This is a genomic window from Flavivirga sp. 57AJ16, from assembly GCF_028736925.1.
In the GTDB taxonomy this organism is placed as follows: domain Bacteria; phylum Bacteroidota; class Bacteroidia; order Flavobacteriales; family Flavobacteriaceae; genus Flavivirga.
Window position 1 is genome coordinate 1 of sequence record NZ_JAQZAT010000011.1, and the last position, 23,175, is coordinate 23,175.

Below are 23,175 nucleotides of genomic sequence, written 5' to 3' on the forward strand. Positions count from 1 at the left end.
TCGTAATCTTCCTGAAGGGGAAAAAAGAGAAAGACGACCCTGTAAGTCAGAAATTCTTTGTACTTTCATAATTATCGAAGATAAAAACCCCGTTTTTGTGCCTTTTTGGCCTTTTTCGGGGTTTATTTATACATCAATATACAACAAAACCCTCGTTTTCACAAGGGCTTTCGTGTTTTCTGAATGTGCCTAGCCAAATCAATATAAAATAACATGATCCTTCAGAGTAAAAACCGATTTTATTCGTTATAAATACTCACCGTAACTAGGCTATGCCTAGCGACTTAGATATATTATGCTAATTTTAATATTATTGATTTTTCTATTTAATATAACGGAATTATAAACTATTTGGGATAAATTCCATTTTAGGGGGCATCGCATTTATTATTAGTGTTTCAAACATATCATCCTCTTTTCGATTAATGTTAAAATTAATTCTTGCAAGATTTAGCAAAATTTTTATTTATTATTTAGGGGATATAGGATCCCTTCAACTACTCTAGAATTCTTATTGATTTTTAATACAAGTTTTTTTATATCATCTTCTATAATAGCTTCTATTTCTGCTGTTTTTTCTTCGTCTGTCAATAATGGGATATTGTTTTTTAAACCATCTATCACCTCATCAAAAAACTTTTTGTTATATCCTTTCTTTTCTTCAATCTCTTTCTTTAAGCTACTTTTTATCTCATGGAGTTCTGCTGTATCTATTTCCTTTGAAAGCTTTTTGAGCTCTTGGTAAACAATGGCTACTAGCCTGTCTGTTTTTTCTGGGTTGCAGTTGAAACTAATGGTTAGGAAAAAACTAGGTTGTGGCATGTACTGTAGGCTTCCTTTAACCCGTACACCATAGGTGCCACCTTCTTCTTCTCGTATTTTTTCTAGATAGCGTTTAGTTAGTAATTGCTCTACAATAGTAATAAGCAGTTTGTTTTTGTTGCTGTATTTTAATTTGCCTGTAAAGCTTATGTTTACAGTTCCTTGTGGGGTTTGCATTTTACGTGAGAGGTGTACTTTATGAATACCTGGCCGTGGTTTCATATTGTGGTCTATTGCTTTTTCTTTGGTATGGTTCCCTGGAATGCTTCCTATATATTTTTTTGCCAGTTCTAAAAACTGTTCGGTTTTGATATCTCCCATGAATACGAAATCGAAATCGGATGCATTTTTTATACGGTTCGTATAAATAGTTTTTATGGATTGCATGGATAGACTATCTATAAGCTGCTTATTAAATAGTGTTTCTCTACGACTGTAATTGCTTCGTGCTAATTGTAAGGAATCGGCTAAATCACTTTGCACGCTGCCTTTTATAACATCGTGTAAGTTTTCTAAGTTTTGCTTTGTAATGTTAAAAGCCTGATCATCAAATCTGGGGGCTGTAAATGTGAGGTAAATACCCTTAAACAATTTTTCGATGTTATTTAGATTACTGTAACCTGACAACGATTCTTCAAAATCGCCTATCTTCACTTCAACGGGAACAACTTCTCCAGACGCGTTTAAAGCTATTTTATTTAAGTTGCCCAATCCAGATGCTGAAGTAAATACGGTAGCATACAGTGCATTGGGCAGCAAGGTTTCATCTAATAAGGATTTACCTCCTGGACTAAACGCATTAAAGTAAACATCGTTATTTTTCCTGATACCTGCGAATAGGCTTATACGGGCACCATTGGACAAGGTATACCTTACCGTTTTACCTCCTTTTAATTTTTCTTCATGCACGACCTGAGCTCCAGGTAGATCTAAATCCATTAATTTTTCATCAAGCGTTATTGCTTTATAGGGTTCTGGTCTAACTTGTCTTGCTGTTTCTAAGACCTCTAAGACCTCTGCTTCTGTAGGGTATTGAACAGCATCTGTTCCTTTAATGGCTATGACATGATCTTTTGTGGTACTATAAGCATGGAGGTAGTCAAGTAAATCGTTGTTTGTTAATGTTTTTAAATAAGCTAATTCAAAGCGTTGCTCCCAAGCATAATCCTGAAGCTGGTGGTTTTTAAAAAAGGCTTCATACAGTTTAATGGCATTATAAATACTACTACGCCCCGTACTGTTAGGTCTGTTAAGATTTCGTTCCATGGACGATTTTACACGATTAAATTCACTTGGAGTAGCACCATACAACATGAGTCTTCTAAATTCTGTGAGTGCAAATTGCAAGGCCGGCAATAGACTATCTCTTTTAGGCTGCATGGTTATTTTTAGCACGTCCAGTGGTCTTACAATATTCTCAAAACCAAAGTGTATAGAAAGCACTGGACTGGATGGCCATTGGACTATTTCTTGCAAACGCTGACTGAATATCGTACTGAGCATCCTTTGTTTTATGCTATTTTCCAGTACTTCTTTTTCTGACAGATTATGATCTACGGCGTGTTTTATATAATATTCTATTTCTGGTGCACCAAGTTCTTTATCGGTTACATTTAAGTAAATAACATCATTTCCCAATGGGACGTTATAGGAGATACGCTCTGGTAGGTTCTTACGAAGAGGGATATTGGAAAAGATTGTTTTTATCTTTTGTTCCATTTTTTTTACATCTATATCCCCAACCACAATAACGGCTTGTAAATCGGGTCTGTACCATTTTTCGTAATAGTCCCTTAATTCTTTATACTTGAAATTGTCGATAACGTCCATGGTACCAATGGGAGATCTTCTAGCATATTTTGATCCTACCAATAAACCTTGATTCTTTATAGTATCGGTGGTACGAATTTTTGGATTGTAACGGGTACGCCATTCTTCTCTTACAACACCACGCTCATTATCTATCTCCTTATTGTCTAGTGTTAAACTTCCAGACCAATCATGAAGTATGAGCAACACCGAATCTAAAAACCGCTCGTTATGTACGGGAACATTTTTTATGTTATACACGGTTTCATCATATACGGTAAAAGCATTGATATCATTGCCAAATTTTAAGCCGTTTTTCTCAAGGTATTCCAACATTTTTTTATCTTTAAAATGTGCTGTTCCATTAAAGGCCATATGCTCCAGGAAATGAGCCAGACCACGCTGACTACTTTCTTCTTGTATAGCGCCTACATTTTGTGCAAAATAAAAGCATGCGCGATCTTTGGGATCCTCATTATGCATAATGTAATAATGCATCCCATTTACAAGCTTTCCCGATGTTACTTTTGCTGGTTTGAAAGTACTTACCTCTTGGCTATTTGTAATATAGATACTAAATAGGAATAGAAAAGTTATATAAATCTTATTTTTCATTTATACTATTTTATTTTTATTTGCTGTATTCTAATCCATTAATGCTTTTTCAGACATATAAATAAGAATCATTCTCAATATTTTTTGATTATTGTACGACCATTTTTTTGATTGTTAATCTATTTTTGGCTACATTTTTTATTTTCAATAAATAAGTTCCAGATTTTAATTCTGGAAGTTGTGTAGTATGTTTTGAGTTTTTAGTAATAATTTGCTCGCTTAATAACTTTTGCCCCAACATATTATAAATACTTATCGTATTTTCTCCATCGAGTACGTTTGAAATTTTTAAAAGATTACCAGCTCTTATTGGATTAGGAGATATGGATATGCTTTTACTTACATCTTCAAAATCATCAACACCTAGCAAAGAACTATTTAAAGCTTGATAAGCATTTATTCTACCATAACCGTAATAATTATCAAAGCCCAAAATATCTTCTGATACTTTTCCTACTTGATCTTCGGCTGTATTTCTGATAATATTTCTAATATCATCAGGTGATAGATTAGGATTTTTGGCTAACAATAAAGAACTTAATCCAGTAACTAAAGGTGTTGCTTGAGAAGTTCCTCCCCAGTAAGAGTTATAATTTGTATCATTTACATAATTTAATCCGTAAATAAAGTTTCCTGGAGCAACTACATCAATATGGCCTCCGTAGTTACTACCACTATTATCATTCCAAAAAAATGGAGAAGAACGTTGATCATTAGGATCTGTGGAACCAACAGCTATGGTTTTCTCATAACCAGCAGGGTAATAAGTGACATTATTATTTGTATTCATCATACAAGCTACTATTGTTACTCCATTAGCATTTGCATAATTAACAGCCATTTGCATGCTAGTAGAAAAACCAGCCCCACCTACAGACATGTTAATTACCTTTGCCCCATTATCAACTGCGTAATATATAGCATCAACCCACCAAGAGTAATAGCCTGAACTATTCTCATCTAGAATCTTACATATCATCAACTTACAATTCCAATCTACCCCTACATACCCAATATTATTATTGGCATTAGCTCCTATAATACCAGCAACATTTGTCCCATGTCCATCATCATCAATAGCATTATTATCATTGTTTGCAAAATCCCATCCATTTATATCGTCAATATAACCATTGTTATCATCATCAATTCCGTTTAAAACTTCTTTTTGATTTGTCCAAATTCTCCCATTAAATTCTGGGTGATCTAGTTTTGCACCACCATCTAAAACAGCAACAATAATATTGGAATCTCCTTGTTCTATATCCCATCCAAGTTCCATATCTATATCTGCGTCATTTACCGCTGACGCGTTAAATGTGCCATCATTATACAACCCATATTGTCTTGAGAAATAATTATCATTAGGAATTGTTGGTAATACACCTCGTTTCCCTCCAGCATGACCAATAAAATTTGGCTCTACATACTCAATTTGTTCTATGTTTTGATATATTTTAATTAAACTATCTAAATCTTGTTGTGCTGTAAAAGTTAAAATATAAGTATCTGCTTTTTTCTTGTTACCTGTGAGTTTAATTGTTTCAACTTTTAGTTTTTCATTTAAAAAATCTAAAGATTTATGATTAAACTTTTGCTCACTTAATACATTTTTGAAGTGATGCTTTGGGTTAGGTTTAAACTTAATGATAAGTTCGTTGGTAGCTAAATTATTAGACTTTTGCGAAAAAGTTATGGATGAAAATAAAATACATAATAGTGGAAAAATTATTTTTTTCATGTGTCATATTTTATATGTTATTTTTGTTAAATTAGGAGTAAAAGAAGCTTAGAATATCCACCATACAGGATAATCTTAGCATTGAACTCATCTTGACTTTTTCTATTTCCTAAAAAATGGCTAATATTCACCCATATTTCGTTATTTTTCTTATCCGTAGCGATGCTATGCCTTTCAAAAAGTGCCTCATCTGGACAAATATTATCTCATTTTCGGTAAAACACATAAAGTCAAGATGAGTTCATTTATATATTTGCAAAAAAAGGTAGTTTATACTAGTATTTAAGAAAATTAACTTTTATCAAATATTTCTGAAAGCTTTTGGGCAAGTGCTTCGCCTCTCAAGTTTTTGGCTACAATTATTCCTTCTGGGCTAATAAGATAATTTGCAGGCACAGAGTTTACACCATACTGAAGTGCCACTTCATTTTTCCAATATTTAAGATCGCTTACATGAATCCAAGGAAGACCATCTTTTTCAATGGCTTTTTCCCAAGACGCTTTATCTGCATCTAAAGATACGCCCACAATTTCAAAATTTTGATCTTTATATTTATTGTAAGCCTTTACTACAAAAGGGTTTTCTGCCCTACAAGGTTTACACCAAGCTGCCCAAAAATCAACAAGTACATATTTTCCTCTTAAAGAACTCAATTTAAATTCTTCACCATTAATTGTAGTCTGTGTAAAATCAATTGCTTCTATACCTATTTGAGATTTTTTTGCTATCGCGATTTTTTTGGCAATGGATTTTCCTATAGGTGTCTGTCTTAAATTTTTATCAAACAACTCATTAAATTCTTCATCTGCTTTTATAGGATCGAAATTCTTTGGCATTCTATGACGTGAAAACCTTTGTAAGGCTACGTAAGAATTAGGATGGGAAATTATAAATTGATGTGCCACCGCTCTAATACTATCTACAAAAACCTGTATAGTATCGTAAGTAATTAATTTTTCTTCTTTATTTCTCCCATCCATTCTTTTAAAAAGTGCTTGGATCTCATCTGTTAAAGGTGATATTTGATTTTCAATTTCAATAGATTCATCTGTAAGCACAGATCCTTTTAAATTAGCTTCTTTAATTAAATTAACCGCAGATATTTGCATTGCAGAGTTATCAATAAAAAAATTATACACATCTCTTTCTTGATATTTTTTAGGGAATGTTTTTCCATGACGAACACTTATTGTTGCGTTTGCTGGATGCATTAATTTTCCCGTAAAAGTAAATTTTCCATCTTCTATTAATGAGGTGTCCGTAACTGTAGAATCATTCTGTTTATAAGAAAGAACTGCTATTGATTCTGGTTCTAATGATTCCATTTCACCATTTATCACGTAACCATCTTCTTTTAATTGACCTTTTTCTTTGTTTTTGCAAGCTCCCAATAAAAGTAAAGAGAACGCTATAAAAATTATTTTTTTCATTGAGTTTTGTTTTTTAAGAAATGGTCTGTTTATGTTTAAACACGTGAAACCAATTTATATTATTAGACTAAAGTTTACTTAATTGAGGTTTAGTACCTTATTTCAAAATTATTTGCGATATCATTCATTTTTGAATGTTGCCCAACTTAATTTTTTATATAATATTTAGTTTGATTTAAATTTTGAATTGTTTTAATGAAAAATTAAACACATACTAATTAACGCTTCTGCTTATATATCCTTTAGTGGTATCATCACTAACAAGAGCTATTAAATTTTCTTTTTCTTTTTGTGTCAAAATCTTTTTTAGACCTGGAACTATATAAAATAGCATTAAATCTTTTTCCCTATCGGTCAAATTAGGAATTGTATTTTGGACCTCTTGAAGAAAACTTTCTTTTCCTTCTTTTGTTAGCTTTAACCTTGCTCCTAGATCAAATACAGGTAACGTTTTTAAGTTTGACAACCCTAAAGATTCTACATGTTTCCTTACTTTATCTAACTCTGAAATAGAAGTATCTTGATAATAACCTTTTACAATCTTTATGAAGTAAGACTCGTATTTACCCAGTAAAATTGAATCTGTTTTTTTAGTGCCTACAACCTTTCTAAATTTATTGCGGTTATTTTCTAAAAATTTAAATCTATCTGAATCTAGTGGAGCAAACATTTCAAAAACAAATAAAGCTTCGTTACTTATTTTCTCTTCTTGGTGAAGGTTATTATAAAATTCATCAACAAAAGAATCTACTTTTATAGTATGCGTATTAATTAATGTTTGTATATACGCAGACTGCAGCTTTTTATTTCTTTCACCAGAATCATAACGTTCTTTTAAAGCACCAAAAGCTATTTCTGGATTAAATGATTCATCAACCTTATTTATGAATTTTTTTCCATCAAGGATACCTCCAGCAAATATGTGTACCATATTGCCGTTTTTATCTAATATTACAAAAGTAGGATAAGCCTTTACATTATATTTTTCAGCTAATTTTGGACCTTCTTCTCCTTTTTCTGCATTTATTTTTAGATTTATAAATTTGGAATTAAAATAAGTTCCTAGTTCTTCTAAAGGAAAGACATCTCTATCCATGAGTTTACAGGGCCCACACCAATTGGTATAAAAATCGATAAAAATATATTTATTTTCTTCTTTGGCTTTAGTAATAGCTTGATTTATATTTATATCCTCAAAATCAATGCCTTGCCCTACTATAGTCATTATATCACATAGAAAAACTATTAAAAACAATACTTTTTTCATTTTATGTTTTTTAAACAGGGTAATTTAATTTTTAAGTTTCATTACCCTGTTAATTATAATAAGTTAATCGTTGTTCTCTAAATCTGGGTTCGCAACTATAATTGTTTCTGGAAACCTAATCACTAAACGATTTTTAGTAAGCTGAAAAGTATTTGTTACTGATCCATCCGAATTATCATAAACAGTGTGGGTAACACTTTCTACATTCACAGGAATAAGAGGATCTACAGTAAGTCTTCTCAAATCAAACCAGCGTTCTCCAAATACTGCAAATTCGCGAATTCGCTCTTCAAAGATAAACTCTAATAAAGCTGTTTGATTGCCTGCTATAGGAGCTGGCACTATGGCATCTGCTGGCGGCATTCTATAACTTCTAAAATCTTCTAATACAGCAACGGCTCCAGGTAAATCATTAAGTCTGCACTTTGCTTCTGCATTTAATAAATACAAGTCTGGTGTTCTTACTCCTATTTGAGTGTTTTGGAAGCTTCCTATAGTTCTTTTCAAAATCCCTGGTGTTAAATAAGGATCTCCAGCGTATGTGTTAGGTGCATATTGAAATTCAATACGCTTGTCGTTATTATTATATAATGCAGCTGTTTCTGGAGTTATTACTATTTCATTAGCTCTGTTAACCCAAGGATTTGATATCTGTTTTGAATATATGTTTTCAAAATTTTCTGTGGTAACAGGCGGGGAAGAATAACCAGTATTATAATCGTATAAGCCAACATCAATTCCTAAACTGCCCGACTTTACATTAGCTAGCGATTCATTCAATAAAGGAAGCGCTTCTGCATCCTTGTGCATATAAAGATATACTTTTCCCAGTGTAATTTTTGCGGCATCACGACACATTCTTATCCTAAAACCTGTTTCTACAGGTAAATTAGGAATAGCTGTTGTTAAATCTTTTACAATAAGATCATATATTTCTTTTACAGTAGCTCTTGGGAAATCTGTTCTAACCAAATCTGCTTCTGTGATAATAGGAAATCCTAAATCGGTAGCAGAAGTAGCTTCATTATATGGTAAGCCATAATAATTTATTAGCAAAAAATAAGTCCAAGCTCTACCTGCTAAAGCTTCTGCTTGTAACTCAAGTTTTTGTTGTTCGGTGCCGCCTTTTGATTCAGGAACTTCGTTTATAATTTTATTATAAAGATAAAGTTGTTCCATTGGCATCAAAAGTTCATTGGAAAGCTCGTCTGCATCATAAAGAACATCTTCCCATTTAAATGCTCTTTGTACAAAATCACTTGCACTTTCAAAATAAGGGTTTACTGCTGCAACTTCATCTCCCATCAATACTTGAACATTTGCACTTCTCAAATTAACAAAATTTGTATTGAAAAAGATTTTATCATAATCTTCTGTATTTTCAGCTATAAGCCTTCCTTTCGGGACAATTTCAAGAAAATCATCTGAGCAGGAATTTAGCACAAAAATGCTGAAGCAAAATATTAATAGATTGTTGTATTTTATTTTATTTATAAGTTTCATAAGATCTCTTTTTAAAATTTTACATTTAAACCTAATGTGACTGATTTTCCTTGAGGGACACTTCTAAGTCCCGCATTTGAACCAACTCCTTGATGGTATTCTGGGTCAATGCCATAATCATTTTTTGTCCATAATAATATATTAGAGACCTGACCTCTTAATGTAATCTGATCTATGCCACTATTTTTAAATATATCAGAAGGCAAATTATAAATAAGATTAATATCTCTTATTTTAATAAAAGAACCACTTATTACATTGTTACTCCCATATATATAATAGTTGTTGTTTCTTGCACCAGAAGTTTCTACATCTACATGTCTAGGTATATCTGTGAATGCCTCGTCTCCAGATTGTTGCCATCTATTTAAAAAATCTGAATGAATGTTACCAGAAATAAAACTGTTACCAGTACCAATTCTAGTTCCTGAATAAAATTGATTTACATCACGTCTTAATACATGACCTAAATTAAAAATAGTATTCACGTTTAAAGAAAGATTTTTGTAGGTAAAAGTATTGCCCAAACCTCCAGTCCATTTAGGCTGTGATGTTCCCATATATTTTATATCTTCTATCTCAGTAATGTTTGGGTCTGTAGAAACTGTACCATCTGCTAATCTTACTTGTGGATCACCATTAGCATCAAGCCCTGCATAATCATAAGCGAATACAGCGTAAGCAGAATAACCCGTAACATACATATTATTTACAAGATCGTTACCTGAAGTAGGTGGAAATAATAGCTTAAGATCTGTAATAGTGTTTTTATTATAAGCGCCATTTAGTGAAGAGCTCCAAGAAAAATCTTTAGACTCTATATTTTTAGTATTTAAACTTAATTCAATACCATTGTTTTCAAGATCTCCTAAATTTCCGGTTACTGTATTATAACCTGTAAATCCATTTGTTGGAATTGCTCCCAAAAGATCAGTAGTCTTCCTATTATAGTAATCTATAGCTCCATAAATTCGTCCAAATAACCAAAAATCAATACCGAAATTTGTGGTAGCAGTACTCTCCCAACTAAGTTTTCTATTACCAGGTGTAGTAATAAGTAGCCCTGTTCTTCCTGGAAAAAAGTTACTGGTTGTTGCAGCTAATATATCAAATGAAGCAGCAGAACCAGGGTTTGGTGAATTTCCTGAAATACCATACGTAGCTCTTAAAGATAAGTTATTTAACCAATCGTTTTGTATAAAATTTTCTTTTCCAACATCCCATTTTGCTCCAACACTCCATGCTGGTTTATTTTGGGCAGATTTATCTAAACCGAATAAATTACTTTGGTCATTTCTAAAACTTCCACTAATTGAATATTTTTGATTAAAAGTATATGCCGCATTTGCATAATAAGAAGTAAACCTGGTAGTTGTTTCGCTACTTCCAACTTCTCTTTCACTCACAAGGGTACCAAGATTACTCAAGTTCCCATATCCAGGATAATTTGCGAAAAGGTTAGGTTTAATAACATTACCCAATACACTACTCCCTAATGGCGTGTTTGCATAGCTAGAGTAGTCTATATCAGCATACGTTTGAAGTCTGTCATCAAAACCTCTTACGCGACTTCTTCTAGAATAAGAAAATTGTTCTCTTGCCTCTTGACCCGCAATTACATTTACCTGATGCATTCTATCATTCCAATTTTTTGAATATGATAATTGGTTTCGTATGGTCCATGTTTCACCATTTACACTATTTGTTTCTTTAATACCTCCTGTAATCGGAACTACAAATTGTGGCGTAGCTCCTGGAGAACTAACAACGGCATATTCTAAAGCTTCAAGTCTTGCACGTATTGTGGAATGATCTTCAAAGTTCTCTGTATCAACAGAATTTGTACTATAGCCATATCTACCTACAAATGATAAACCATCAAAAATATCTACATCAAGTCCTAAAATATTTCTAAAGTTTTTGGTTTTATTTTTACTGTATTCGTAATCAACCTCATTTAGTGGCGTATAACCTAAATCAAGCCCACTTTGATTTTCAAAATCTGCTCTTACATCATCATTAAGTTCTGTCATATGAGACATTTCTATATTATTACCATTTGCATCTCTAAAAAGCTGATATGGTATATAACGACTATCTATACCGATATTATTTGGACTATAAGTGTCTTGATAAGTAATATCTGTTATTAAATCTACTTTTACTCTTTTACCTAATTCAAAGTTTTGTCTTAAGTTTAATTTATACCTGTTATTTTTCTCTCCAGGTCTATTACTTTGGGTGTTTGTGTAATTTCCTGAACCATAAAAAGAGTATGCCTTTTTACCTGCTGATACAGAAAGTGTATGTGTATTAAGTATAGATGGGCGGTACCATAATTTTTCTATTTGACTTCTATTGTCTATAGATGCTAAACTATCTAACTTTCTTCTTGCAGTTGCATTGTTAATTACACCACGATCTTGATCATATAAAATTCTTTCATGAGGTGGTATTCCATTTCCAGTAGTGCCAAAAGAAGTAACACTGTTATAAGTATTGCGTACCGGGTCAAAAATATCTTCAGCAATTTGAATAAAATCTTTACTATTAAGTACATCAAAATAACTCATATCGGGAGTACCTTGCATAGTAAGAAAAGTGTCATACTGTATTTGAACCTCTCCAGAAGTATTTCCTTTTTTTGTATTAATAACAATTACTCCATTGGCTGCTCTAGCACCCCATATAGAAGCTGCAGTAGCATCTCTTAAAACAGTAATATCTTCTATATCTTGAGGGTTAATATTTATAATTCCAGATCGTGGAAGTCCAAATTGATTCGTTCCTACATCTTCTATTGGAATCCCATCCACAACAAACAAAGGCGTACTAGAAAGACTTACACTAGATAATCCTCTAATCAATATTGGATCTAAAGCTTGTCCGGGACTATTATCTAAAGAAAGTCCAGGAACGAGTCCCTCTAAACGCTGCGTAATATCCATACTATTTGTACGGTTTTGAATTACACCCATATTCGGTTTAGAAAATGAGCCTGTACTTCTTTCTTTTGAGATGGTTTGATACCCTGTAGATACTAATTCTACAGCTTCTAATTCCGAAAAATTTTCTTCTAAAGTTACATTAATACTTTTTTGGTCTTCTACTAAAACTTCTTGGATTTTAAATCCTAAAGATGAAAACACTAAAATATTATATGAAGAAGATACCGTAATTGCATAATTACCTTCAATATCTGTAGCGACACCTTTGTTTGTCCCTTTTATTAATACTGTAACACCTGGAATTCCCAAACCGTTTTTATCTATTACTTTACCAGTAATATCAATTTGCTGTAGGTTGTTTTTGTTTTTAATGAGGATGGTGTTGTCCAAGGTTAGTACAACACTTAGGTCTTTGTTGGCAATACTCAACTGTAACAGCCTACCTGCACTAATGGTCCCTTTTTTTAATTCTACATTTGGAAAGTCTTCAAAGATGCTTTTTTGATAGATAAATTTGTAGTCTGTTTGATCCATTATAAGGTAAAACACTTCATCAACTGTTAAGGTTTTATCTTTGTCTATTTTTATTTTAATGTTTTGTGACAATACGTCGCTAGGCACTAAGCTAAATACAGACATACAAAAACAAAAAATAAATGTTTTTACCATAAGCATTAATAAACGTTTTCCTGAGGGGAAATACGTGTTCGTTGATTTAATTTTCATAAATTTACATTGTTAGTTAGTTAAACTTTTTAATTGATTAGCATTTACATAAGGGGGATTTTATAGTCTTGTACTTTGCCGGTCGAAACTAATGTCCTCCTTAATTTTTTCTATATCTCCTGAAGCTTTTTAGCTGAGAGAAGCTTCATTTTTAGTTATTTATTTTCATACGCGTTTTGGTTTTAAATTAGTTTTTTTTAGTTGGGCCACTTCCCTTTTAAAAGTTTCCTTTCGTGGCTTATTCTTATGTTATTTTCCCTAAAACTTTGTTTTCTATCACTTAGCTCTGCATTTTTTCACCTTATACCCTTGTATTTTCTATCTCCCTACTTTATAATAATCGTTTTCCCATCTATCATATAGGTACTTATAAAACTTGAGTTCCTTACGGCATCCATTAGGTCTACTATGTTTTGATCCTTGTTTAAAACCCCTACAAAAATGAAATCTTTCATGTTTTTATCTTCAAAAACAACATTTACATCATACCAACGTGAAATAACCTTCATAATATCACCAAGCGGTTTTCCTCTAAAACTAAAAATACCTTGCCTCCATAATGTTTCAGTAGTGGCATTAACTGTTTGCACCAATAAACCATCATCTTTTGTGTTTAATATTGCTTGTTGATTTGGTATTAAAATTTGATTTTGATTTACGGTATTAATAGTAATTTTTCCCTCTACCAAGGTGGTATAAATATAGGATTCGTCTTTATATGCCTTAATGTTAAACTCGGTACCTAATACTTTAATTTCTTGATTATTATTGTACACTTTAAAATCTGAACCTTTATATTCTGCACTTGATACCACATCAAAATAGGCCTCACCATATACCAGTTCTACTTGACGGGTTTCTCCTTCGGTAAAACTAACAGGGTACTTTATTTGAGATTCAGAATTGAGCCATACTTGGGTACCATCGGCAATAGTAATTTTGAATTGCCCGCCACGAGGAACAGTAAGCGTATTGTAAACGACTTGTTTATCTTGCTTTTCTCCTTCTCCATACACTATTTCTTTACCGTTACTGGTTGCATTAGGGATTTGATAGGCCCTATCTTTTTCCAGTGTTATGATTTCTCCTGTGTCTAAAGTTAAAATGGCTTTATCTGTTCCGTGCTCAATATTATTGTTTACGATGATTGGGGTCTTGCTTTGGGGAGTACTAAATAAATTATCCTTAAAAACATATCCTGTTACCAGAATACCAATTAGGCAAGCAGCAGCTGCGTATTTAATTGTTCGACTAAAAAAAAGACCGCTCTTATCTTTTAATTTTGGCTTTACTTTAAGCCAACCTGTATTGGAATCAATCGATCTCAATTTAATATCCAAATTGTAATTCTCTCTAACAATCTGTTTAAAGACATCCTGATTCTTCGATTTTTGAAGCCACAAGATTAAGCTCTCTAATTCCTTGTTTGAAATATTACCAATGAGATATTTAAGAATTATTTTTTTCACAATTAAACATTTATTTTTCTGTGTTCTCTTATGTGACGATTTTTTTTTAAAAACCCCTAAACAATTAATTATTTTTTTGTAAACTTTACCACAAATAACAGTTTTAACATTATATATACATATATGGGGACTCTTGGGATTTGGGAACGTATAAAAAAAGGCGACAGAACTGCCTTACAGCAACTCTTCGACCAATATTATCACCCATTATGTATCTACCTTCTTCAATACACCAAAAAAATGGATGAAGCTGAAGATATTGTCCAGAATATTTTTTTAAACTTATGGGAACGCCGAACGACTTTGAACATTAAACGGTCTTTAAAGTCTTATTTATACAGCTATGCCTATAATGAATTTATTGAAGCCACTAGAAAAGACAAAAGGGACACCCTCCTTATTGATCGTCTAACCTATGAAGCGCTACAGCCAAAAATAGAACAGAGTTATCAACAAAAGGAAACTATCATGGATAAACTCAGTAGTTCTATAGATAGTTTACCTCCACGTTGTAAGGAAATATTATTATTGAGTAAAATGGAAGGTTATGATTACAAGTCAATTGCCGACAAATTGGAAATCTCTGTAAAAACAGTGGAAGCCCAAATGCAAATCGCTTTTAAACGGATACGAAAAGAATTTAAAAGGGATGGGGTTATTTTCTTTCTTATACAGGACTATACTTTTACAAAGTAGGCATCGTAAACCTACAATAGAATATTTAATAATGGTAATGGGCATTAAAAAATCCCATATTAACATTCTTAAAAATGTATTTGATATTAGGAAGCTCTCTTATCTACATCATAACCCAATTTCCCTATCTCTTGACCAAATAATATGGCTTCTATGATATTATTTTCCATACCAATACAACGAATTTAAATGATTAGCGCCTTCTAATACCAATTATGAATTAAAATGAGCTACAGAAAACGATATTGCTTATTTGTTTTTGCCTGCTGCGAGTTATTTGCATAGCCTAAGTTATGGAAATGACGAGTAAAGTGATAAAACGAATTAATGAATGTGTTTGAATTGCGTATTTTAATTCATAATTGGTATAAATCCTTTAATGATTTATAGAGGGATTCCAACAAGTCAAAATGATTAGCGATTTTCAACACCGTATCTAATGTTGCGTTTTTTCCATTCTCAAATTTTTGAATGGTATAGCTAAGTCGATATAAAATGGCATAGAATATTTAGAAATAAAAAATTGAAGTTCAAGATAAAAAGCGCAGGCATAGCTTAGTTACGGCGAGTATTTTTAACGAAGATATTCGGTTTTTACTCTGAAGGTTCATGTTATTTTATATTGATTTAGCTATATATCGAGAGATCCCCAATGCTTCGGCAAGATCTTCTTGAGACATTACTTTGTCTTTTATGCTGCATATTTCTTTTTATACCAAATAAACTTCAAAATGATTGGTAATAAATTTGAATTATATTTTCTTTAGATGTGATAAAAAACATATGCATAGCCTAGTTCAATGTCATTAAGTTAAGGTCGTAATGTCAGTCTGAGCCTTTCGTCTCCGCTCAAGACAGGCTAAAGTCGAAGACCTATTGGAGTTCTAGTTTTTATTAGCATTTCGACTTTAGTTTATGCTGAGCGCCCGCCTGCCGGACCTACGGTGTACCCACATTTTTTTTCAATATAAAGAACAAAAGCTTATTTCCTTTTTTACTTACTTTTCTTTGCTCGTCCAAAGAAAAGTAACAAAAGAAAAGACGCCCTTTCGAGAGGGATTTCTTCTCATGCTGTCGCCAGAGAAGAACCGGGCACAAAACTTCGCGTCGCCCCATCGCCATAGCCAACGCCAATGCTCCTGTTCCTCGAAGCTTTTGTGCCCTATCCTTCCGAAAGGTCGGGGACAGCCCTATGGTATTTTTCCAACAGCTAGCAGAGAGACCTGAGCGCTCTATAAAAAGCGGTCTGCGAGACTGGTACGGCAAACCTATACAGAAAGCAAGGGACATAGGGCGAGTTCTTTTTATCTGTGGCTGCGACAGAGGATCATGATTTGTGGGTACTCCGTAGCTGCTGGACGGGCAGGCAGACGAAGTACAATCAATGTGACAAATAAAGAACAAATTTCCTTAACTTAATGACATTGAGCTTAGTTACGGCGAGTATTTTTAACGAAGATATTCGGTTTTTACTCTGAAGGTTCATGTTATTTTATATTGATTTAGCTATATATCGAGAGATCCCCAATGCTTCGGCAAGATCTTCTTGAGACATTACTTTGTCTTTTATGCTGCATATTTCTTTTTAAACAGTACTTTGTAAACAACCGGTATGAAAATGAGTAATATTATGGTAGCAAAAAGCAACCCGAATATTACACTTATTGCCATAGGTGACCAGAGTTCGCCACCACCAGTCCACAATGGAATCATACCGCAAGATGTGGTAAGGGTAGTAAGCAAAATTGGGCTAAATCTATCATTTGCCGCTTTTTTAATGCCCTCTTCGAATGGTTTGCCAGAGGCTAATTCTGAATCCATTTTGTCTATTAATACAATGGCATCGTTTATAATAATTCCCGCTAATGAGATGATACCCAAAAATGCAGTGAAGCTAAAAAATGAATCCGTTACCAAAAGCCCAGATGATACACCAATAGCAGCCAGTGGAATAGTTGAAAGAATTATTATTACCTTACGAAATGAATTAAACTGTAATACAAGAAGTAATATAATAATGATAAACGAAAGCGGTAATTTTTCAGCTACTGCTCCCATGGCATCATTTCCACTCTCTGCGTCACCTCCCAACTCAAAGGTATAACCAGGTTTCCATGTTTTGCTTTGTTCCTTTAGCCAAGGCTCCAGTTCTTTAATTATCTCAGAAGAAACCACATTTTCGCTTATTTGAGACTCTATGTTTATGGAACGTTTTAAATCTCTCCTCAAAATCTTTGCAAATACCCATTCTAAAGAAATATCCGCAACTTGTGTAAGAGGTACACTTTGCCCAGTTATTTGAGAATAAACACCCAAAGTCTCTAACATGTCATAGGTTATGGTATCCTTATTATTATTCTGTAAAACTATGGGAATGTTGTCTTCATTTTCTCTATATTCTCCCACACTATAACCAGAAAGTGCCGTATTTAGTGATAGCGCAACATCTTGGTTTGTTAGTCCTGCTCTGCCCAATTTACCTTCGTCAACGTCAATGAATACTTTTTTGATTTTTGGGCCCCAATTGTCACTGACATTTTTTGTACCCTTGGTTTGTGTAAGCTTCTTTTTTATTTGATCGGATATCAGGAATAACTCTTCTGGGTCATCACCAAAAACACGTACTTCAATGGGTACATCTGAAGCACCTGCACCTGTAAGCCTTTTTATCTTTACATTCGCATTAAGCAGATTATCTTTGGCAAACTTATCCAGCTTATTTATAACTATTTGATTCGCATCACCAGAATTGGTGTTTATTAGCATATACGCATAAGATGAGTTGGGTTGGTCTTGTGAATATCCCAAATCATAAGATTTTGGTCCCCTACCAATATAAGAGGACCAGCTTTCAACACCTAGTTTGGCATTGTTTTTAACAAATAAGCTGTCTTTTATATATGTTTCGATTTTTGCTATTTGCGCATCTGTTTCTTCGATTTTTGTCCCAAGAGGTAGCTCTAATTCTAAAGTTACGAGTTGACGGTCACTAGGTGGCATAAAGATTCCGGGGACTTTTGTAAAGCCATAGATTGCAAATACAAATAGTATAGTTATACCAACCAATACCCTTATTGGTTTGGCTAATGTTTTATTTAGAAATGTGTTATAGTAACCTCTTAAATTGTCAAAAATAGTCTTGTGTTCGGATTCACGTTTTTTTACTTTAAGCAAAACACTTCCTAAAAGCGGTATTATAGTGAAGGCTATAAACCAAGATGTCAAAAGGGTTATGGTAATTACCTTAAATATATTACCCATTATTTCGCCCATAACCGACTGTGCCAAATAAAAAGACATGAAAGCAGCGCAAGTGGTAAGTGATGAAATAAGCAAGGGCACCATAAACTCTTTACACGAGTTTACCGCTGCCTCAAATTTTGTTTGTCCTTCTTCTAATTTTTCTATAAGGGATTCGGTCATTACGATTCCATTATCGACCAAAAGACCTAATGCCATAATCAATGATGCCAAGGTTACTTGATTTAACCCTACATTGAACAAGCTCATTATCCAAAATGCCATAATGATGGTACACGGTATAATACTGGCAATTACGATTCCTGCTCTCCAGCCCAACACCAAAAGCACTACTAAAAGCACTATAACAACACTTTGTACAAGATTTACGACGAAGGTTGATGTTTTTTGCTGTACATCAATATCCTGAGAAGCTATTCTCAAGGCATGTAATCCAAGAGGCAACTCTTTATTAAATTCCACCAATACCCTATCAATGTCCTTACCTAGATTTATAATGTTTGAATTTTCCTTAAGCGATATATACAGGGCTAATGATTCTTCTCCATTTACCCGTACCATAGTTTTTCTAGGAGATTGATATGCTCTTTTTACGGTTGCAATTTCTCCTAGTGATACCAATTCATTGTTTCGAACAGGTACCAATAGGTTTTTTAAAGCTTCTACCGATTCGAAACTTCCTGATGTCTCGACAGTAATTTGCTCTTTGCCCATAGTTATTTCACCTGAGGGAATAATAATATTACTTTGCGAAATAGTACGTTCAATTTTACTGGCAGAGACCCCCAATTTGGTTAGTGTAGCATCTTCATAATCTATGAAAACCCGTTCTTCCGTTTCACCACCTATAACAACTTTGGCCGCATCATCTAATGCAATAAGCCTATTTCTTAATTTATCTGCTTGTTTTTGGATTTCAGAATAGTCAAAATTATCAGCTTGGATTGCTACAAAAATCCCATAAACTTCACCTATATCTTCATCGTTCAGATTTGGCCCATAGATTCCTCTGGGCAGATCATTTTGAATGTTCTCTATTTTTCTTCTGGATAAATCCCATATATCTTGAATTTCGTTTTCATCTACATGACCCAGTAATTTAATTTTTATTATAGATAGCCCTGTTCTGTTTGTACTTTCAATGGTTTCTACCTCAGGTATTTCCTGAAGCGCTTTTTCAATTTTATCTGTTACCAAAGCCTCCACACGTTCTGGGGTAGCTCCAGGAAATTGAGTAACGATGGATGCTGTACGCACTGTAAATGGTGGCATACTATCCCTTGATAGGTTTTGATATTCTACTAACCCCAGTATCAAAATGATAAAAAGCGATAGTATAGTAATCCTATTATTTTTAAATATTAGCCCTGTAAGATTCATTTGATTTAATTTTTGAATAGTTGTACTTGCATTCCATCATACAGATTATTTAATCCTGCTATAGCGATGTAATCGCCTTGACATATACCTGAAATGACATTAAAGTAATTTCCTGATATTTCGCCAATTTCAATGGTTGTTTTTACTACCTGATAAATACCATTCTCTTGGGATATAAGTTGATACATGAAATTACCAGATTCGTCTTGTCTAACGGCTTCTATAGGCACTAATAGGGTTTTGTTTTGAGATTCTGAATCCATTTTAAAGGTCACACTTGCTGAAAGACCAGGACGTAGATTACTATCTGGTTTGACAATATTAATGGTGATAGGGAAAGAAGCTCCTTGTGCCACATAGCCTATTTCTGAAATAACACCTTGTTTATTAACGTCATTAATAACTAGAACTACTTCATCATTTAACCTTACTTCGTTAATGTAATTTTCTGGCAGGGATACTTTTACTTGAAATTCGTTATTATCAGAATCGATAGTAATAATGTTAGCACCAGCCTTAACTACTTCATTTTTTTCTACATAAACTTTAGAAATGATACCTGAAGTGGGAGCAATAATCTTTGCATAATTATATTGATTGCTCGTAAGGCTTAGAGATTTTAAATTTGACTCATAGGCTGCTTTTGCCTGCGAGCACCCATTTCTAGCTTGCTCCAAATCACTTAAAGAAGCCGCTTGTGCTTGGTAAAGTCTTTTTGCTCTGTCTAATGTGGATTGTGCTATTTCCAATTGAACTTTGGAACTCCGTACAGCCTCATTGATTTGCTGATAACTTAAGTCTATTTCCCTTGTGTCTAATTGCGCTAATAGTTCTCCCTTTTTTACTTTTCTACCAACGGTTGCATTCATTTTAGTAATGATCCCGCCCATTCTAAAACTTAAATTGGTTATTGAGGCAGATTGGGTTTCGCCGTTAAAGGTTTTTTGTTTTTTTTCACCCTTATAACCCGCTATTGTATATTTTACCTTTTTTAAAGGTGCTTCTGCTTCTTTGGTTTTGTTATTCTTACAACCTATAAATGACAGGCAACTAATGGCTATGAGCCATACTATCAAGTTTTTTCTTTTTAAATTTATGATAAGCGACATCTTCTTAATCTTTTATTTATTAATGGATTGATTTAAACTTTCTTCGAATTTTTGTTTTTCTTCTGTACTTGCGAGCATACTAAAAAAGCCAATGCTATTTTCCAATTCCACAAAGGACATGATGTAAGCATAAACAGAATTAACATGGATAAGTTTGGCATTCAGTGCTGCATTTTGAGCATCAAAAAACGGTACGATTGAAATTGAATTTTCTAAATATAATTTTTGCAGGATTTCAAAATTCTTTTGTGCATTTTCCGCCGATTTTTCAGAAAGTACAATGTTGGTTTTTCCAGAAATCAGATTCGCTATTGAGTTTTGAATGTTTAACTTTAGGCCGTTTACAAGTTCTTTCTTTTGAAGTGTTAACTGCTCTGTTTGAATAGCTGTTTGTTGCCTTTTTATATTTTTTCTATTGCCCTCGAAAAGCGGAAACGTTAGAGTTAAACCTACATTCCAGTAAGAATCTATAAAGTTGCTAAAATTACCTGTAGGCTCTGAAGCGACTCCACTTCTATGAAGTATTTCGGACTGATTAACTCCTAATGAAACATTAGGCAAGTAAAAAGCCCTATTGTTAGATTTTTTTTGACGTTCTAATGCCTTGATTGCATACTCCAATTGTTTTACACCTGGAAAGTTGCTACTAGCATATTCATATAGATACTGGCTGATTTTTTTTACATCTTGAGGATTTTTTATTTGATTGACCAATAGGTTGCTGTCATAATAGTCAAATAGATTATTTTCTAAATGAATATCTTCAATATCAAAGTCATTATCCAAGGTGTTGTTTAAAAAGGTATTTAAGCTTTCTTTTGTGATAATTAAACCTGTCTGAGCTTCAATAAGACGCTGTGTTGCATTGGCTACTTCCGATTTCCAACGGTATACATCCGATTTAATTTTTGCTCCTATATCCGCTTGCAGTTCTGCTAACTCTAAATTTTTCTTTAAAACTTCAAGATTTTCTTTTTGAATATCTACGTTTGACTTTGCAAAAAGTATATTAAGATATAATTGATACGTCCGAAAAATAGTGTAATTAACTTCCTGTTTAGTTGTATACTTCTGTGCCTCGTTAAGCAACTTTTGGATTTTAATATTGGCAATTACCGATTCTGAATAAATAAGTTGTGATGCATTTGTAGATTGTATAATAGAACATTCTGATTGCCCTATAAATTCGTTGGTGGCTTCCTCGTTTATTTGAGAAGCTTGTACGCCCACATTGACAGTCGGTAAATAATGAGATTTTGCTTCTCGTATATCTTGTTCTGAAAGTGCAATATCCTTGTAACTTATTTGTACGCCCAGATTAGCATTAATTGCTTTTTCCAGTATTTCTGTAAGACTATATGTGAATTCATTAGAATCCGCTTCGCCATTAATTAAATTAGCGGTAAACAATGTTTGAAAAGTTGGGGAAAAATGGATTGCTTTACTTGTTTCTACATTGAAATAGAGCTGCTTTTTTTGACCAAGTGATACTTGTAAGTCTTTTGCATTTTCGCCTCTTCTTATTTCATCAATCATCAAACCTAGTTTTCTAAAAATCGACTTGGCATCTTTTTCAGATGATACTCCGGACAAAATACCTGCTTCTACATATTGTTGTAAGGGTGAGTACGAAGGAATAGCCTTTACCTTTAGATAATCAACAATTACCTGGATGTCCTCACGAGATATTTCAAAGGTGGTCCCTAAGAATACTGCATCGGTATCTGCAGGAATCTTTACTAATGATTTAGCGATATCATCATCTAATACAACAGGATAGATTGTACAATTAAGCTTCTGCGAAAGTGCTTCAATACCTTTTTCAAATTTGTTTTTCCCTATAGTATTTACCATTTCTTGATAAATGAGCACACTCAATTTTTTATATGGAAAAAGCTCGTAAAATTGGTTTAGTTCTTGCTCTAAAGATCTACTGGTGAGGATATAGCTGAAATTATCGACTCCTGACGTGCCTTTTTCTGTAAGCGGAATATTTTGAATTGCAGTATTTGTTATTCCTAATGCTATTGTGGGCCTAGTGATATTTTTGGACTCCAGAATGGTTTTGGTAGATTTTATTCCAACAAGTACAATAACATCACAGCTAGCAGACAATTGGGTATAAGCATTGTTGATTTTTATTGCATTGTAGTCAGCAGCAACGATATTTTTATCTAATAAGGATAATTGTGCAGAGCTTCCAATGGTCTTAGCAACCTCTTCCCTAATATTTCTTTTAAGAGTATTTTGTTGAAGTTCATCATATTTATAATCTGTAATTACACCAATGTTTAAAGCTTGTGCAAAGCTATAATTACAACCCATAACCCCTAAAACCAAGAACAGGAATCCTGCCTTTCTGTTTATTCTAAAAAGTAAAAAATATATGTTTTTCATT

At 33.2% G+C, this 23,175-nt stretch carries 11 protein-coding genes; 1 reads left to right on the forward strand and 10 read right to left on the reverse strand.

What is annotated here, in order from left to right:
- Positions 1-462 precede the first annotated feature (462 nt).
- From PQO00_RS12995 to PQO00_RS13025, 7 genes are all read right to left on the reverse strand, one after another.
- Positions 463-3,246 (reverse strand): pitrilysin family protein, encoded by a 2,784-nt coding sequence (locus PQO00_RS12995; RefSeq protein WP_274185280.1) that lies wholly within the window; start codon positions 3,244-3,246, stop codon positions 463-465.
- A gap of 88 nt (positions 3,247-3,334) precedes the next feature.
- The gene (locus PQO00_RS13000) at positions 3,335-4,987 is read right to left on the reverse strand and encodes a S8 family serine peptidase (protein ID WP_274185281.1); all 1,653 of its coding nucleotides are present in this window, start codon (positions 4,985-4,987) and stop codon (positions 3,335-3,337) included.
- A 291-nt stretch (positions 4,988-5,278) separates the two neighbouring features.
- Positions 5,279-6,418: a TlpA disulfide reductase family protein gene (locus tag PQO00_RS13005; RefSeq protein ID WP_274185282.1), complete on the reverse strand. Its 1,140-nt coding sequence runs from the start codon at positions 6,416-6,418 to the stop codon at positions 5,279-5,281.
- Positions 6,419-6,632: 214 nt separating this feature from the next.
- Positions 6,633-7,685 carry a thioredoxin family protein gene (locus PQO00_RS13010; protein ID WP_274185283.1) on the reverse strand — a complete coding sequence of 351 codons (1,053 nt, stop codon included), beginning with the start codon at positions 7,683-7,685 and terminating at the stop codon, positions 6,633-6,635.
- A gap of 63 nt (positions 7,686-7,748) precedes the next feature.
- A complete protein-coding gene (locus PQO00_RS13015; protein WP_274185284.1) occupies positions 7,749-9,188 on the reverse strand; it encodes a RagB/SusD family nutrient uptake outer membrane protein in 1,440 nt (479 codons plus the stop codon).
- 11 nt (positions 9,189-9,199) lie between these two features.
- A complete protein-coding gene (locus PQO00_RS13020; RefSeq protein WP_274185285.1) occupies positions 9,200-12,862 on the reverse strand; it encodes a SusC/RagA family TonB-linked outer membrane protein in 3,663 nt (1,220 codons plus the stop codon).
- 326 nt (positions 12,863-13,188) lie between these two features.
- Positions 13,189-14,331, reverse strand: coding sequence for a FecR family protein (locus tag PQO00_RS13025; RefSeq protein ID WP_274185286.1), 1,143 nt, complete (start codon positions 14,329-14,331; stop codon positions 13,189-13,191).
- A 123-nt stretch (positions 14,332-14,454) separates the two neighbouring features.
- On the opposite strand from PQO00_RS13025, the gene PQO00_RS13030 reads away from it, so the two are divergent.
- Positions 14,455-15,027: an RNA polymerase sigma factor gene (locus PQO00_RS13030; RefSeq protein ID WP_274185287.1), complete on the forward strand. Its 573-nt coding sequence runs from the start codon at positions 14,455-14,457 to the stop codon at positions 15,025-15,027.
- Positions 15,028-16,593: 1,566 nt separating this feature from the next.
- Here the strand turns inward: PQO00_RS13030 and PQO00_RS13035 are convergent.
- From PQO00_RS13035 to PQO00_RS13045, 3 genes are read right to left on the reverse strand one after another with little or no spacing between them, the layout of a single operon-like run.
- Positions 16,594-19,668 (reverse strand): efflux RND transporter permease subunit, encoded by a 3,075-nt coding sequence (locus PQO00_RS13035; protein ID WP_274185288.1) that lies wholly within the window; start codon positions 19,666-19,668, stop codon positions 16,594-16,596.
- Between the two features lie 5 nt (positions 19,669-19,673).
- Positions 19,674-20,777 (reverse strand): efflux RND transporter periplasmic adaptor subunit, encoded by a 1,104-nt coding sequence (locus PQO00_RS13040; RefSeq protein WP_274185289.1) that lies wholly within the window; start codon positions 20,775-20,777, stop codon positions 19,674-19,676.
- 12 nt (positions 20,778-20,789) lie between these two features.
- Entirely contained in the window at positions 20,790-23,174 is a 2,385-nt protein-coding gene (locus PQO00_RS13045) for a TolC family protein (protein WP_274185290.1), read from the reverse strand.
- Position 23,175 lies beyond the last annotated feature (1 nt).